The organism is Sphingosinicella sp. YJ22, from assembly GCF_011320075.1.
Lineage (GTDB): Bacteria > Pseudomonadota > Alphaproteobacteria > Sphingomonadales > Sphingomonadaceae > Allosphingosinicella.
The window spans coordinates 1-14,211 of the sequence record NZ_JAANPA010000017.1 but is presented as its reverse complement, the minus strand read 5'-3'; the positions used below and the strand labels follow the sequence as shown (position 1 = coordinate 14,211).

Annotated in this window: 15 protein-coding genes; 9 read left to right on the top strand and 6 right to left on the bottom strand. The window is 68.7% G+C overall.

Annotation, left to right across the window (positions count from 1 at the left end):
* Positions 1-65: 65 nt before the first annotated feature.
* A complete protein-coding gene (locus tag G7B71_RS07835; protein WP_166039608.1) occupies positions 66-1,268 on the top strand; it encodes a TIGR04063 family PEP-CTERM/XrtA system glycosyltransferase in 1,203 nt (400 codons plus the stop codon).
* Positions 1,269-1,276: 8 nt separating this feature from the next.
* Positions 1,277-2,047, top strand: a complete 771-nt coding sequence (locus tag G7B71_RS07830) for a hypothetical protein (protein ID WP_166039606.1) — start codon at positions 1,277-1,279, stop codon at positions 2,045-2,047.
* Between the two features lie 3 nt (positions 2,048-2,050).
* Here the strand turns inward: G7B71_RS07830 and G7B71_RS07825 are convergent, their stop codons facing one another.
* On the bottom strand, positions 2,051-2,371 hold the full coding sequence (locus tag G7B71_RS07825; RefSeq protein ID WP_166039604.1) for a hypothetical protein: 321 nt from the start codon (positions 2,369-2,371) through the stop codon (positions 2,051-2,053).
* The gene (locus tag G7B71_RS07820) at positions 2,368-2,547 is read right to left on the bottom strand and encodes a hypothetical protein (protein WP_166039603.1); all 180 of its coding nucleotides are present in this window, start codon (positions 2,545-2,547) and stop codon (positions 2,368-2,370) included. The genes G7B71_RS07825 and G7B71_RS07820 overlap by 4 nt, the downstream gene beginning before the upstream one ends.
* A 99-nt stretch (positions 2,548-2,646) precedes the next feature.
* On the opposite strand from G7B71_RS07820, the gene G7B71_RS07815 reads away from it, so the two are divergent.
* The 4 genes from G7B71_RS07815 to G7B71_RS07800 all read left to right on the top strand — a co-directional run bounded on the left by G7B71_RS07815 (position 2,647) and on the right by G7B71_RS07800 (position 5,057).
* Positions 2,647-3,294: a S24 family peptidase gene (locus G7B71_RS07815; RefSeq protein WP_166039601.1), complete on the top strand. Its 648-nt coding sequence runs from the start codon at positions 2,647-2,649 to the stop codon at positions 3,292-3,294.
* A gap of 49 nt (positions 3,295-3,343) precedes the next feature.
* The gene (locus G7B71_RS07810) at positions 3,344-3,994 is read left to right on the top strand and encodes a hypothetical protein (protein ID WP_166039599.1); all 651 of its coding nucleotides are present in this window, start codon (positions 3,344-3,346) and stop codon (positions 3,992-3,994) included.
* Between the two features lies 1 nt (position 3,995).
* Positions 3,996-4,373 (top strand): DUF423 domain-containing protein, encoded by a 378-nt coding sequence (locus G7B71_RS07805; RefSeq protein WP_166039677.1) that lies wholly within the window; start codon positions 3,996-3,998, stop codon positions 4,371-4,373.
* Positions 4,374-4,685: 312 nt separating this feature from the next.
* Positions 4,686-5,057 carry a JAB domain-containing protein gene (locus G7B71_RS07800; protein WP_166039597.1) on the top strand — a complete coding sequence of 124 codons (372 nt, stop codon included), beginning with the start codon at positions 4,686-4,688 and terminating at the stop codon, positions 5,055-5,057.
* A gap of 16 nt (positions 5,058-5,073) precedes the next feature.
* Here G7B71_RS07800 and G7B71_RS07795 read toward each other — a convergent pair whose 3' ends face one another.
* The 3 genes from G7B71_RS07795 to G7B71_RS07785 all read right to left on the bottom strand — a co-directional run bounded on the left by G7B71_RS07795 (position 5,074) and on the right by G7B71_RS07785 (position 9,662).
* Positions 5,074-5,778, bottom strand: coding sequence for a class I SAM-dependent methyltransferase (locus G7B71_RS07795; protein ID WP_166039595.1), 705 nt, complete (start codon positions 5,776-5,778; stop codon positions 5,074-5,076).
* 48 nt (positions 5,779-5,826) lie between these two features.
* A complete protein-coding gene (gene prfB, locus G7B71_RS07790; RefSeq protein ID WP_166039593.1) occupies positions 5,827-6,954 on the bottom strand; it encodes a peptide chain release factor 2 in 1,128 nt (375 codons plus the stop codon).
* Positions 6,955-7,067: 113 nt separating this feature from the next.
* Complete coding sequence (locus G7B71_RS07785; protein WP_166039592.1) at positions 7,068-9,662, bottom strand: PBP1A family penicillin-binding protein; 2,595 nt, start codon at positions 9,660-9,662, stop codon at positions 7,068-7,070.
* 149 nt (positions 9,663-9,811) lie between these two features.
* Between G7B71_RS07785 and G7B71_RS07780 the strand changes: the two genes are divergently transcribed.
* Positions 9,812-10,018 carry a hypothetical protein gene (locus tag G7B71_RS07780; protein ID WP_166039590.1) on the top strand — a complete coding sequence of 69 codons (207 nt, stop codon included), beginning with the start codon at positions 9,812-9,814 and terminating at the stop codon, positions 10,016-10,018.
* A 106-nt stretch (positions 10,019-10,124) separates the two neighbouring features.
* On the top strand, positions 10,125-10,655 hold the full coding sequence (locus tag G7B71_RS07775) for a dihydrofolate reductase family protein (protein ID WP_166039588.1): 531 nt from the start codon (positions 10,125-10,127) through the stop codon (positions 10,653-10,655).
* Here G7B71_RS07775 and G7B71_RS07770 read toward each other — a convergent pair whose 3' ends face one another.
* A complete protein-coding gene (locus G7B71_RS07770) occupies positions 10,656-11,510 on the bottom strand; it encodes an N-acetylmuramoyl-L-alanine amidase (RefSeq protein WP_166039587.1) in 855 nt (284 codons plus the stop codon).
* Between the two features lie 755 nt (positions 11,511-12,265).
* Here G7B71_RS07770 and G7B71_RS07765 point away from each other — a divergent pair.
* A partial coding sequence (locus tag G7B71_RS07765; protein WP_207774741.1) for a ribonuclease E/G occupies positions 12,266-14,211 on the top strand: 1,946 nt, incomplete at its 3' end.

Genomic DNA, 14,211 nt, shown 5'->3' with positions numbered 1-14,211 from the left:
CGCGAGATTGCTTTAAGCGAAGGCGGTTGACGGGCCGTTAAGTCATCTCTGCCATAGCGTGGGGCATGCGTATCCTGCACGTCCTGGACCATGGCTTGCCGCTTCACAGCGGCTATGCGTTCCGGACTCGCGCGATCGTCACGGCGCAGCAGGGCCGCGGCTGGGACGTCGCCTGCCTGACCGGGGCCAGGCAGGGCAAGCGGCCGGCGCGGCGCGAGGAGATCGACGGAATCACCTTCTTCCGGACGCCGTCCATGGCCGCGGCGCGCTCACCGGTGCGGGAATGGCGCGAGGTCAAGGCGCTGCGGCGCCGGCTCGATGAAGTGATCGCCGAATGGCGGCCGGACCAGATCCATGTCCACTCGCCGGTGCTCGGAGCGCTTGCCGCGCTGCCGGTGGCGCGGCGTTCCGGCCTTCCTCTGCTCTATGAGATCCGCGCCTTCTGGGAGGATGCGGCGGTCGGCAACGGCACGGGCCGCGAGGGCTCGGCGCGCTATCGGCTGACCCGGATGCTGGAGACCCGCGCGTGCCGCCGCGCCGACGCGGTGGCGGTGATCTGCGAGGGGCTGAGGCGCGACCTGATCGCGCGCGGGATCGACGGCAACAAGGTGATCGTGTCGCCGAACGGAGTCGATCTCGGCCTGTTCGGGACTCCGGCCGAGCCGGACCGGAGCCTTACGCGGCAGCTTGGGCTCGAAGGGGCGGACGTGGTCGGCTTCATCGGATCCTTCTACGACTATGAAGGGCTGGACGACCTGATCGCGGCGATGCCGTTGCTGATGGAGCGGCGTCCGAAGGCGCGGCTGCTGCTCGTCGGCGGCGGGCCGATGGAGGCGGCGCTGAAGGCGCAAGCGGCATCGTCCGGAGTCGCCGAGCGCATCCATTTCGCCGGACGCGTTCCGCACGAGGAAGTCGAGCGCTATTACGCGCTGATCGACCTGCTTGCTTATCCAAGGAAGGCGATGCGGCTGACCGAGCTGGTGACGCCGCTGAAGCCGCTGGAGGCGATGGCGCAGGGCAAGCTGGTGGTGGCATCCGATGTCGGCGGCCATCGCGAGCTAATCGAGGACGGGGTAACCGGGACCTTGTTCCCGGCCGGCGAACCTGCCGCGCTCGCAACCGCGCTCGCCGACCTGTTCGACCGTCGCGACGGCTGGGACGAGCGCCGCGAGACCGCGCGCCGTTTCGTCGAGCGCGAACGCAACTGGGCTGACAATGTCGCGAACTACGATCCGGTCTATCGCCGGCTGATGAGAAAGGCTGCATGATGGGGAGCTTGCTTGACGTAGCGGTGCGCCGCGCCGGGGAGGGCGGCTTCGACAAGCCGGTCGCGCTGCTGGCGGGCGGCGCGGCGGCGGCGCTGCTGATGCTGATGCCGCTCGACGCGCTTCAAAATCTGGTGATCGACAGCGGCCTGCCGTTCCTGCTCGCCGCGGCCGAGCCGCCGCTCGGCATGAAGGCGCGGCTGCTGCTCGCCGGTGTCGGCGGAGTCGCCGCCTTTGCCGTCATATTCGGCGTGATGCGCCTGCTCGGGCGCAAGCCGGCGCGGCCGACGCGCTGGGGCGCCGAGGACAGCGACACCCGTGTCGAGGCCGCCCCCCGCATGCGCCGCCGCGACCTCCACCCCGACGCGCCGACGCCGGCGCCCATCTCGGCCTTGCGCGACCTCGGCGAACCGGACTCCGCGTGGGCGCCCGAGCCGGTGCTGATCCCGACCGAAACGCTGCCCGAGACCGAGGACGAGGAGCTGATCCTCTCCGAAGCGGACGCGATCGACGAGCCTGCTCCGCTCCCGGCTCCGGTCCCGGCGGCCGCGCCCGCCGCGCCGAGCGTGCAGCCGCAGGGCCAGGAAACGATCGCCGAGTTGCTGGCGCGGCTCGAGCGGGCGATCGAGAAGAAGCCGCTGCCGCAATGGCTGGAGCGGTCGAGCCCCGTCCAGGCGCAGCCGGCGCCAGCGAACGAGGAGGAGGAGACTCCCGTGGCGATGGACGACCGACTGCGTTCGGCCCTCGCGAATCTGAAACGCTTCGCCCCGGCGCACGGCTGACCCTCACCGGTCCTCGATGGTGAGGGCCTCCAGCTCCAGCGCGGCATAGCGGCCGTCATCGCCTCGTTCCTCCGCGACCAAGGCGATGTCGGCGACGATGTGACCGGGGACGGGCAGGTCGAGATCGGGCAGCTGCGCCAGGAAATCGGCGGCCGCTCCGACCGCGCCGCCGCCCTCCAGCGTGACTCGCAGCCGGTGGCGGGCGCCGGTGAAGGTGACGCTCGCCCAATCCACCTGGTCCAGGACAATCGCCGAGATTTCGCCAGCGAAACCGACAAACCCGACACTCACCATTCGCGCCAGCCTTTCGCCAACAGTGCTCATCGCTTCGTCCTCCCGTCCAGCCAGGCCGTGACCCGGCGACTGGTCTCGTCGCGCGGCTCGCGGCCGGCGCGCAGGTCGAAGACGAAGCGCGGGTCGCCGACGGTCTCGCGGCCGAAGCGGGTCGGCGGCATTCCGGTGGCGTCGAGATGGCGCTCGATGCGTCTGAGCAGGGTCATGTCGCCTCCTTGCGGACGAATCGCTGTTCGTGTTATGTTCCAAGCATTCTAGGGCAAATCCTATTTGTCTAGGATTTTTCCTATGGTAGAGGTGTGACCATGGCTGACGGTGGAGCGCGCGCCGCATTGCAGCGGCTGATCGAGGAGCGGGGCGAGGATTATGCCGGCCTGTCGCGACTGCTCGGCCGCAATCCGGCCTATGTGCAGCAGTTCATCAAGCGCGGCAGCCCGCGGCGGCTGGCCGAGGAGGATCGGCGGCGGCTGGCGCGCTATTTCGGAGTCGAGGAGGCGTTGCTCGGCGGCGAGGCGGCGGCGAACGACCGCGCCGGGCCGGTGATCGTTCCGATGCTCGACGTCGGCGCCTCGGCCGGCGCCGGCGCCGCAGTCGACGGTGAGCGCACCCGCGCCCATGCCGCCTTCGATCCCACCTGGCTGCGCAAGGTCGCGAGCGGCGGGGCGGACAAATTGTCGATCATCCGCGTCGAGGGCGATTCGATGGCGCCGACGCTGGCCGACGGCGACGAGATCCTCGTCGACCGCGCCGACGCGACCGGGCGTCTCAGGGACGGCATCTACGTGCTGCGCCTGGACGGGGCGCTGATGGTCAAGCGGCTCGCGTTCAATCCGGCGGCGCGCACCGTGACGATCCGAAGCGACAATCCGGCCTATCCGAGCTGGGCGGATTGCGATCCGGCCAAGGTCGAGCTGGTCGGACGCGCGGTGTGGGTCGGGCGACGGTTGACTTGACCGGTTGGCGTGGGATGCTGAGGCGACGCTGAAGGGGAGCGGCGAAATCGTGGAAAGGGCGGGGCATCAGCTTGAAGCGGCGCGGCGGCTCGCGGGCCGGCTCAATTATCTGCCCATCGCCGCCTTCGGCCTGTGGTCGATCCCCGCCAAGCTGTTCTGGCTGATCGCGCTCGGCCTGGTCCCCTGGTTCCATCCGGTGCCGTCGTTCGAGGCGGTGCTGCCCTGGTTCGTCGGGGCCCTGCTGACCGGGCCGCCCGCCTTCCTGCTGCCGCGCGCGTTCCACGAGCCGAAGGCGTGGGAATATCGCGGTACCTTCTATCGCGGCGCCGGAGTCGAGCTTTTCCGAGCGATCGTCGCCAATGGCGACCTGGTGAACCGGTTCGTGCGCGCGCGGCACGGCAGCGGCTACAGCGTCTATGGGCCGGACATCGAGCGGCTGGTGCCCAAGTCGATCTTCAACGAGCGGCGCCACATCGCCTATCTGTGCTGGGGCATGGTCAGCGCCTACTACGCCTGGTCGATCGGCTGGAGCGGCTGGGCTCTGTGGCTGGCGGTGACCAATATCGGCGCCAATCTCTATCCGACGATGCTTCAGCGTTACTCGCGGGCGCGGGTGATGCGGCTGGCGACGGCGGCGCAGCGGCGGCCGCGTGACCTGGGCATCGGTGCCGGGTTGGCGAGCGAAGGGGCGATTGGCTGAGATGGGCGAAGAGGATGTCCTGGCCGCCGCACGGCGGCGGATCCTCGTGGCGGGTGCCTTGCTTGCGGCGCTTGGCATCGTGCTCGGCGCGTTCGGCACTCACGGCCTCCGCGACACGCTCGACGCGCGCGCGCTCGGCTGGTGGCAGACCGCGGTCCAATATCAGATGTGGCAGGCGGTCGGGCTCGTCGCTCTCGGCGCTTTGCCGCTGCGGATGGGACTTCCGGCGACGATGATCGGCGTCGGCGCTCTGGTCTTCTCGGGCAGCCTCTATGCCATGGCGCTAACCGACGCGCGCTGGCTCGGCGCGGTCACGCCGTTCGGCGGGCTGCTGATGATCCTGGGATGGCTGCTCGCGGCGTGGCGGCTGGCTCGGTGAGCTGAAACGATTGCCGGCATGGCGTGCTGGCCGCTCGCCATGCCGGCAGTTCGCGCAGTTGTGCGGCCAGGCGGCGGCTCAGTGATCGGTGAACCCGTGCCGTCGGCGCTTTCTGCCCTTGTCGTCGTAGGCCCCGGCGGGAAGGAACCGGAGGTGTCGGAGGGGTGGCATAAATTCGCAACGCGCACAATCGTTAACGGCGCCTCGTCCCCAGCCGGGACATCAAGGCTGTGGATGCTTTCCGCCGTTTCGGCGCCATTGCGGACCTTGTCGCGGTCCTGCTCCAAACGCGGATTTGGCAAGATCGCGCCGATGCAGATGGACACCGCCCGCCACGCCGCAGACCTGCTCGCGCCCCTGTTCGCCGGGCGGTTGGAGGAAGCGGTCGCGATCCTGCATCTCGGCGGCGACCGGCGGGTGCTCGGGGTCATGCAGTTCGACGGGGAATCGGATTGGGCCGACCTGCCGTTCCGGGCGATCGTGGCTGACGCCTTACGGCTCGGCTCGGCGGCGCTCGTTCTGGCCCATAACCATCCGAGCGGCTTGGCGGCTCCGAGCGAGGACGACCTGGCGGCGACGCGGCGGCTGGCGCAGGTCGTCGAACCGCTCGGCATCCGACTTCACGATCACCTGATCTTCGCCGGCGGCTGCTGCCTCAGCCTGCGCGGACTCGGCCTGCTATGAGCGGTGCCGCAACGGTTCAGGAATTGCCGAGTACGTCCTCGCCGCACACCGGGATGTCCTCCGGATTGGGCTTCGGCCCGCGCGCCTCGAACATCGCGAAGAAGGTTTCGCTGTCGGGCAGCCGCTCGAAGCGCGACAGCGAATAGCCGAGCGCGTTGAATTCGCACTGGAGCAGGCGCGGCGGCGTGCCGTGGCGGTCGGTCGGGCGGTCGGCGTCGACCACGACGATTCGGCCGTCGCGCTTGAGAGCGTCGCGCAAATGCCAGAGGAATTCGCTGGGCCGCTCGATCTCGTGATACATGTGAATGAGCAGGATTCGGTCGAACGACGCGTCCGGCAGCTGCGGGTCGTTGGGCTGGCCGAGCTTCAGCGCCACATTGTCGAGCCGCTCGCGCTGGACTCGGCGGGCGAGCGCCTGGATCGTCTCGGGCACGATGTCCTGGGCGAGCACGCGGCCGCGCGCCCCGACCATCGGCGCCAGCCGCACCGTGTAATAGCCTTCGCCGGCGCCGATGTCGGCGATCCACATGCCCTCGCGGATCTCGGCGAGGCGGGTGACGGTCTCGAACTCGCCGACGCTGTCGCGGGCGTCCTCGGCCATGTAGCGCGGCGACACGATCGGCGCGACCGGGCGGTGCGGCTCGGGAAAGGGCGATGCCGCGGGCTGCTCGCGGCAGCCGGCGGCCAAGGCCAAAACGAGAAAGGGGACGAGGCGGTTCACCGCGCCTGTCCTATCCGTTCGTTACGCGCGAAGTCGAGAGGCGCCGTCTCAGTCGACGTCCTCCACGTCGACCTTCTCGCCGGTGACGCGCTGGGACAGGGCCGCGGCCATGAAGCGGTCGAGGTCGCCGTCGAGCACGTCGCCGGGCGCGGTCGAGGTGACTCCGGTGCGCAGGTCCTTGACCAGCTGATAGGGCTGAAGGACGTAGGAGCGGATCTGGTGGCCCCAGCCGATATCGGTCTTGGTGGCGTTGACCGCATTGGCCTCGGCCTCGCGCTTCTGAAGCTCGGCCTCGTAGAGGCGCGCCTTCAGCATCTTCATCGCCTCGGCGCGGTTCTTGTGCTGGCTGCGCTGGTTCTGGCAGGCGACGATGATTCCGCTCGGAACATGGGTGATGCGCACAGCGCTGTCGGTGGTGTTGACGTGCTGGCCGCCGGCGCCGGAGGCGCGGTAGGTGTCGATCTTGAGGTCGCTCTCGTTGACCTCGATGTCGATGTCGTCGTCGACGACCGGATAGACCCACACGCTGGCGAAGCTGGTGTGGCGCCGCGCCGAGCTGTCATAGGGGCTGATGCGGACGAGACGGTGGACGCCGCTCTCGGTCTTGGCATAGCCATAGGCGTTCTCGCCCTTGAGCAGCAAAGTCGCCGACTTGATGCCCGCCTGCTCCCCGGCATGGCTGTCGACCAGCTCGACCTTCAGGCCGTGGCGCTCGGCCCAGCGCTGGTACATGCGGCTGAGCATGCCGGCCCAGTCGTTGCTCTCGGTGCCGCCGGCACCGGCATTGATCTCGACATAGGTGTCGTTGGCGTCGGCCTCGCCGGCCAGGAGGGCGGTGACCTTGTCCTTTTCGGCGCGCTCGGCGAGCTCGCCCAGCGATTTGACCGCGTCGGTCGCGAGCTCCTCGTCGCCTTCCGCCTCGGCCATTTCGAGCAGCTCGACGGTGTCGGCGAGCTCCTTCTCGATCGCCCGGGTGGCGCCGATCGCCTCGTCGAGGCGGCGACGCTCGCGCATCACCTCCTGGGCGGCCTTGGGCGAATCCCACAGGGTCGGATCCTCGACGCGCGCGTTCAATTCGTCGAGCCGTGCCAGCGCGCGATCCCAGTCGAGGAAGCGGCGCAGCAAGGCGAGCGCGGAATTGATCTGGTCGGCATAGGCTTGCGCTTCGGCGCGCATCGGAAGTCTCCATTGCCGACATTCCCGCGAAGGCGGGAATCCAGCTTCTTTGGCGATGTTAGAAGGTCAGCTGGATTCCCGCTTTCGCGGGAATGACGTGGTTGGGGGCGGACCTAATATATGCCCCCCTGGTCTTGCAAGAAGGTGCTGTCGGGGTTGCGCTCGGTCGACTGGTTTGTCGAGCGGGTCCCGGCGCGGGCGCGCGGGCGGCGGGCCTGCTCGGCGGCGAGCTGGACTTCCTGGCTCTGGATGGTGCGCCGCGGCTCGCTTTCCGGCTTGAACGCCTCCCAGATGACCGCGGCGCGCGGGTCCTCGCCCGACGGCCAAGCGCCCTGGACCCGGCGGCCGGTGCGCCGGTCGATGCGGACCATGCGGATTCCGGCCGGCGCGCGGAACGGCACCACCGGCATGCCCTCGAAGGCGGTCTCGGCGAAGGCGCGGAAGATCGGCGCGGCGAGGGTGCCGCCCTGGGCGTAGCCGCCCATCGGCCGCGGCTGATCGAAGCCCATATAGATTCCGGCGACGATGTCGGCCGAGCCGCCGACGAACCACACGTTGGTCGGGCCGGTGGTCGTTCCGGTCTTGCCGAACAAGGGCCGCTCGAGCACGCGCAGGCTGGTCGCGGTGCCGCGCTCGACCACGCCTTCGAGCATGTGGACGACCTGATAGGCGGTGAGCGGGTCGACGACCTGGCGGCCGGCGACCGGCGGGCGCGGCATCGCCCGGCCGTCCCAGTCGGGCGCGTTGCAATTGCCCATCTGCTGGCAGCGATTGTCGGCTCGGAAGATGACCCGGCCGGTCCTGTCCTGGACGTAATCGATCAGGTGCGGAGTCACCGAGCGGCCGTGATTGGCGAAGGTCGCGAAGGCGTGGGTCATCGCCGCGACCGTGGTGTCGCCGGCGCCGAGCGCGAGCGACAGATAGGGCGTCGAGCGATAGTCCCCGACGCCCATGCTGCGGGCGAGGCGGATGATGCGGTCCATGCCGACCTGGTTGGCGGCGCGCACGGTCATCAGGTTGCGCGACTGCTCGAGACCCCAGCGCATCGTCTGCGGGCCGGCATAGCCGCCCGAGAAGTTGCGGAAGCACTTATTGGTCGTGCCGTCGTTGGTGCAGAAGGGCGCGTCGAGGATGATCGAGGCCGGGGTCATGCCGCCGTCGGCGAGCGCGGCGGCGTAGACGATCGGCTTGAAGGTCGAGCCGGGCTGGCGCTGGGCCTGCGTCGCGCGGTTGAAGTTGGAGCCGCGCACGTCCCAGCCGCCCTGCATGGCGCGGATGCGGCCGGTGCCGACTTCCTCGACGACCATGCCACCGCCGACCTCGGGGATGGAGCGAAGCGCCCAATTGTCGCCTTCGCGCTCGACCGCGATGATCGCGCCGGGGCGAAGCGCGCTGAACGCGCTCTGGCCGGTGCCGCGCCGGGGCATCGAGGCGAGGCCCGCGGGCAGGGTGCCGGTGCTTCCGTCGGTGAAGCCGATCCGGGCGGAATCGCCGCTCTTCGACAGCACGACGGCCGAGCGCCAGTCGTCATAGCCGACTCCGAACTGGGCGACGGCGAGCTGCTGGCGCCAATTGCCGTCGACGTCGATCGACAGGCCCGGGTCGCGCCAGCCGCGGCCGGCCTCGTAGCGCCTCAGGCCGTCGCGAAGCGCGGTCTCGGCCGCCTGCTGCATGACCGGATCGTAGCCGGTGCGCACCCACAGGCCGCCGGCATAGACGCTGTTCGGGCCGGCCTCGGCATTCTCGCCGAACTGCTGGATGAGCTGGCGGCGGACCTCTTCCATATAATAGCCGCCGACGTTGCGGACGGTGGTGCTCGGCCCGTCGGCGGTGGTCAGCGGCTGGGCGACGGCCTCGGCGCGCTGGGCGGCGGTGATGTTGCCGTTGCGCTCCATCTGCTCGAGCACATAGTTGCGCCGGCGGGTCGCGAGCTCGAGGTTGCGGCGCGGCTCATAGGTGCTCGGCGCCTGGGGCAAGCCGGCGATGAACGCGATCTCGTGAAGCGCGAGCTGGTGGACGTCCTTGTCGAAATAGGCGCGCGCCGCGGCCTGAACGCCATAGGCGTTACGGCCGAGGAAGATCTGGTTGAGGTAGAGCTCGAGGATCTGCTCCTTGGTCAGAGTCGCCTCGATCCGGCGGGCGAGGAACGCCTCGCGGATTTTCCGAGTCACCGAATATTCGTCGCCGAGGATCAAATTCTTGGCGACCTGCTGGGTGATCGTCGAGCCGCCGCGGGCGCGCTCGCCGCTGCCCGCCTTGCTGGCATAGTCGAACACCGCGCCGATCGTGCCCGGCCAGTCGATGCCGTTGTGGCTGAAGAAGGTGCGGTCCTCCGACGACACGAAGGCGTCGATCAGCTGCTGGGGATATTCGTCATAGGCGAGCTGGACCCGGCGCTCGCGGGCGAAGCTCTGGACCGTCGCGCCGTTGGCGTCGCGGACATAGGTCGGCAGCGCCGGCTGATATTCGAGCAGGGTCGAAGCCGAGGGCAGGTCGCGCGCGAAGATGATCCACAAGGCCGCGTAGGCGATGACCGGCAGAAGCGCGAGGATTGCGAGGACCTTGAACCAGCGCCGGCCCCACAGGCCGCGAATCCGCTCGGTCTGCGGCGCATATTTGTCGCCGAGTTCGCGGGTCCATTCGGTGAAGCGCGTGAGGCCGCCGCGCCGGAGCGTCAGCCGTTCGGTCGGAGTGTCTGCATCTGCCATTTGGAGCGCGGTTTAGCCGAAGCCGGTCGGAGCGGGAAGCGCGTAGGAACCGAGTCCCGCGGAAAGTCGCGACCGTCACCGCGTCACGCAGCCTGTCCGAATGTCCGCTTTGGGTGGAAAGCGGACATTAGGCGCGGCACTGTAGATCCATGACCAACGAACTCTGCAACGCCTGTCAGGTAGGGTATCACGCGCCGTTCGAGCGCTTCCAGCAAGTTGCCGTTCACGAGCACGGCCCCACGTTTCTCAAGCGGTGCGAGCGCTGCGGAACACTGTGGCATGAGACGCTGCGCGATGCGCGGATCGTCAGTGTGGAAGAAGCGAAGCACCTCTACTCGGATGCGTCCCTCCCCTAATGTCCGCAATGGGTCGAAAGCGGACGCTCCGAAAGGCTCGCGTCCGCCCTGCCGCGGGGCGGGGATTGAGGTTATCCTGGCGCGCCCTGAGGGGAGAATCGGCGGCATGGCGAAGCTTGTCTTTGGGATGAACCAGTCGCTGGACGGCTATGTCGACCATGAGGGGTTCGCGCCGGGGCCGGCGCTCTTTCGGCACTTCATCGAGCAGGCGCGGGAGCAGGTGGGGGGTGTTTACGGGCGCCGGCTGTATGAGATCATGCGCTATTGGGACGAGGATCATCCCGAGTGGGGCGAGGCGGAGCGCGAATTCGCCGAGGCGTGGCGGGGGCAGCACAAATGGGTGGTGTCGCGGTCGCTGACGTCGGTCGGGCCCAATGCGACGCTTGTCGACGGCGACCTCGAGGGGGCGATGCGCACGATCAAGGCCGAGGTCGACGGGGAGGTCGAGGTCGGCGGGCCGAAGCTTGCGCACAGCCTGACCGAGCTCGGGCTGATCGACGCCTATCGCATCTATCTCCACCCGGTCGTGCTCGGCGGCGGCGATCCCTATTTCGCCGGAGCGCGGCCGCGGCTTCGGCTGGAGGGCTGCGAGCCGATGGGCGAGGACGTGATCAGGCTGACCTACGTCCCCGCCTGATCAGCCCGCCTGCCGGGTGAGGAAGCGGCGGGCGAAATGGGCTTCGATGGCGCGGCGGAGGCCGGTGGCGATTTGGGTGCGGCCTTCGGGGGAGGTGAGGTAGGCGACGTCCTCCGCGTTGGTGACGTAGCCGCTTTCGAACAGGACCGAGGGGATGTCGGGCGCCTTCAGCACGATGAAGGCGGCGAAGCGGTGCCAGTCGTCCTGGAAGCGGATCGTCGATGACGCCTCGCGGTGGAGGATCTGGGCGAAGCGGGCGCTCGCCTCCATCGACTCGCGCTGGGCGAGGTCGACGAGGATGAGGTTGACGTTGGGATCGCGGCTCATCGTCACGCCGCCGATCGCGTCGGAGGCGTTCTGCTGCTGGGCGAGGAGGGCGGCCTCGCGGTCGGAGGCGACCTCCGACAAGGTGTAGATGGTGGCGCCGCGGGCGGCGTCGTTGCTCGGCGCGGCGTCGGCGTGGAGCGAGATGAACAGGTCGGCGCCGAGCCGGCGGGCGATCGAGTAGCGGCCCTCGAGCGGAATGAAGCGGTCGTCGTCGCGGGTGAGGGCGACGCGCACCCGGCCCGACGCGGCGAGCTCGTCGCGGATCGCCCGGGCGAGGGCGAGGGTCACCTGCTTTTCGTAGAGGCCGGCCATCGCGGCGGGGGCGCCGGGATCGCGGCCGCCATGGCCCGGGTCGATCACCACCACCGGAGGATCGTCGCCGCGTGCCTCGGTCAGGGCCGGAAGCGGGCCCTCGGCGCCGCTCGACTGGATCGGCAGGGTCACGGCGCTGCCGGCCGAGCCCGGGTCAGCGTCGCCGGGCTGGCCGAGGCCGAACAGCGAGAGGAGGAATGCGACGAGCCAGGTCATTAGTGGGGCCGAGATCGATAAGGCCGGGATTCCCCCGGACTGATAGGCTCCACTGCCCGCAGAATATCGTCATATCCGGGATCGCCCGGCTTAAGAAATCGATGCCCCCGTCCGGTATCGCCGAGCGAATTCCGGACGGCGAAATGGAACGTTAGGTTTCGATCTTCATCCATCTCAACATACCCGACGACCCACGTCTCGACGTTCTCATACCGTGCGCTTGGTCGCGGGTGGGAGCACGAGCACATGCCGAGCAGGATCAACGCGAGCAGAGAAGAAGCTTTAGCCCTTCCTGCTCTCACCGCAGCGCGCTCTTCCTGATCGCGCCTTCTGCTGGGCGGGCCATTTGAGATGGCTCCTTTGCGCCGTCCGCTATCCGTCTCAATCCGGCCATTTTCCCGCTTTCGCCCTTCCCAAGCGGTTGCCCGCCCTCCACATGGATGCTAGCAAGCCTAGTCCGACGTGCAGCCGAGGGAAAGACGCCCTGGCTCACCGCTCGCGACGCAGTTTCGTTTAGGTTCACCGCTGCATGAGGCATTTCCCCACTGAGCTGATGCGACCCGCACCCGCGGGCCCGCACGCTTGGGGCATTTCGCCGGTCTCTCAAACCGGCCGCCGCACCGCAGTCATGAAAGCCGATTTCCTTAGCAACCGGACATCGTCCGCGCCGCTGCCATTTGCCGCGCGGCCGTCCACAATCGAGCGCGTGCGCCCCTTCCTGTCTCAGGCCTGGGTGCGCGCGTGGAGACATCATAATGACAATGCGCATGCTGGTCGACGCGCGCCACCCGGAGGAAACCCGGGTCGCGGTGGTCAAAGGTAACCGGATCGAGGAATTCGACTTCGAATCCGCCGAGCACAAGCAGCTCAAGGGCAATATCTATCTCGCCAAGGTAACCAGGGTCGAACCGTCGCTTCAGGCGGCGTTCGTCGACTATGGCGGCAACCGCCACGGCTTCCTGGCCTTCAGCGAAATCCACCCGGATTATTACCAGATCCCGCGCGAGGACCGCGAGGCGCTGCTCCGCGAGGAAATGGAGCATGCCGAGGAGGAAGCGCGGCTTCGCGCCGCCGATTTCGACGATGACGAGGACGGCGAGGGAAGCGTCGTCGAGGCCGACGAGGATTTCGCCCGGGAGCGGTCCGAGGACGAGGACGGCGACGCCGACGGTGATGGCGAGGCCCCCGCGCCGAAGGATGCCGAGAATGGCAGCGACGAGAGCGCGGTCGAGACGCTCCGCCGCAAGCGCCAGAATCTGCGCCGCCGCTACAAGATCCAGGACGTCATCAAGCGCCGCCAGGTGCTTCTCGTCCAGGTCGTCAAGGAAGAGCGCGGCAACAAGGGCGCGGCGCTGACCACCTACATGTCGCTCGCCGGCCGCTATTGCGTGCTGATGCCGAACACGTCGCACGGCGGAGGCATTTCGCGGAAGATCTCGAACGGCGCCGACCGCAAGCGCCTCAAGCAGATCATGGCCGACTTCAACCTGCCGTCGACGATGGGCATCATCGTCCGCACCGCGGGCCTGTCGCGCACCAAGACCGAGATCAAGCGCGACTTCGACTATCTCGCCCGGCTGTGGGACGAGATCCGCGAGACGACGATGAAGTCGGAAGCGCCGGCGCTGATCTACCAGGACAGCGACCTCATCAAGCGCGCGATCCGCGACATCTACAGCCGCGACATCGACGAGATCCAGGTCGAGGGCGACGAGGGCTACCGCCACGCCCGCGCCTTCATGAAGCTGCTGATGCCGAGCCACGTCCGGCGCGTGAAGCAATATGCCGACCCGGTGCCGCTGTTCCAGCGCCACGGGGTCGAGGACCAGCTGTCGGGCATGTACCAGCCGGTGGTTCAGCTGAAGTCGGGCGGCTACCTGGTCATCAATCCGACCGAGGCGCTGGTGTCGATCGACATCAACTCGGGCCGCTCGACCCGCGAGCACAATATCGAGCAGACCGCTTATGCGACCAACCTCGAGGCGGCGGCTGAGATCGCCCGCCAGCTGAGGCTTCGCGACATGGCCGGCCTCGTCGTCATCGACTTCATCGACATGGAGTCGAACGGCCATATCCGGAAGGTCGAGAAGGCGATGAAGGAGGCGCTGAAGAACGATCGCGCCCGGATCCAGGTCGGCCGCATCTCCAGCTTCGGCCTGATGGAAATGAGCCGCCAGCGCCTGCGCACCGGCGTTCTCGAAGCGTCGACCAAGCCGTGCGCGCATTGCGAGGGCACCGGCCTGATGCGCACCGCGTCGTCGGCCGGCCTGTCGGCCCTGCGCATGCTCGAGGACGAGGCCGCGCGCGGCCGCGGCTCGATCATCCGCCTGCGCGCCGGCCGCGAGGCGGCGATCTACCTTTTGAACAAGAAGCGCTCGGAGATCGGCGAGGTCGAGGCGCGCTACGGCGTCCAGGTCGAGGTCGCCATCGACGAGGCCCTCGAAGGCGCGCGCATGAGCGTCGAATCGATGGGCCCGCCGCCGACCTTCCGCCCCGCCGCCGTCGCCACGCCGATGATCGACGAGGCCGACGAGGTCGAGGACGAGATCGAGGACGAGGTCGAGGAGGAAGAAGCCGAGGCCGAGGCCGAGGCGGCGCCGAAGCGGCGTGGCCGCGAGCAGCGCGAAGAGCGCGAGGACCGCGAGGACCGCGAGGAGCGGGGCGAGGGCGGACGCCGCCGCCGCCGCCGCCGCGGCCGCCG

Coding starts and splice junctions, on each gene's coding strand:
- G7B71_RS07835 (WP_166039608.1), top strand. CDS start 66: ATGCGTATCCTGCACGTCCTGGACCATGGCTTGCCGCTTCACAGCGGC.
- G7B71_RS07825 (WP_166039604.1), bottom strand. CDS start 2,371: ATGAGCACTGTTGGCGAAAGGCTGGCGCGAATGGTGAGTGTCGGGTTT.
- G7B71_RS07820 (WP_166039603.1), bottom strand. CDS start 2,547: ATGACCCTGCTCAGACGCATCGAGCGCCATCTCGACGCCACCGGAATG.
- G7B71_RS07815 (WP_166039601.1), top strand. CDS start 2,647: ATGGCTGACGGTGGAGCGCGCGCCGCATTGCAGCGGCTGATCGAGGAG.
- G7B71_RS07805 (WP_166039677.1), top strand. CDS start 3,996: ATGGGCGAAGAGGATGTCCTGGCCGCCGCACGGCGGCGGATCCTCGTG.
- G7B71_RS07800 (WP_166039597.1), top strand. CDS start 4,686: ATGCAGATGGACACCGCCCGCCACGCCGCAGACCTGCTCGCGCCCCTG.
- prfB (WP_166039593.1), bottom strand. CDS start 6,954: ATGCGCGCCGAAGCGCAAGCCTATGCCGACCAGATCAATTCCGCGCTC.
- G7B71_RS07785 (WP_166039592.1), bottom strand. CDS start 9,662: ATGGCAGATGCAGACACTCCGACCGAACGGCTGACGCTCCGGCGCGGC.
- G7B71_RS07780 (WP_166039590.1), top strand. CDS start 9,812: ATGACCAACGAACTCTGCAACGCCTGTCAGGTAGGGTATCACGCGCCG.
- G7B71_RS07775 (WP_166039588.1), top strand. CDS start 10,125: ATGGCGAAGCTTGTCTTTGGGATGAACCAGTCGCTGGACGGCTATGTC.
- G7B71_RS07770 (WP_166039587.1), bottom strand. CDS start 11,510: ATGACCTGGCTCGTCGCATTCCTCCTCTCGCTGTTCGGCCTCGGCCAG.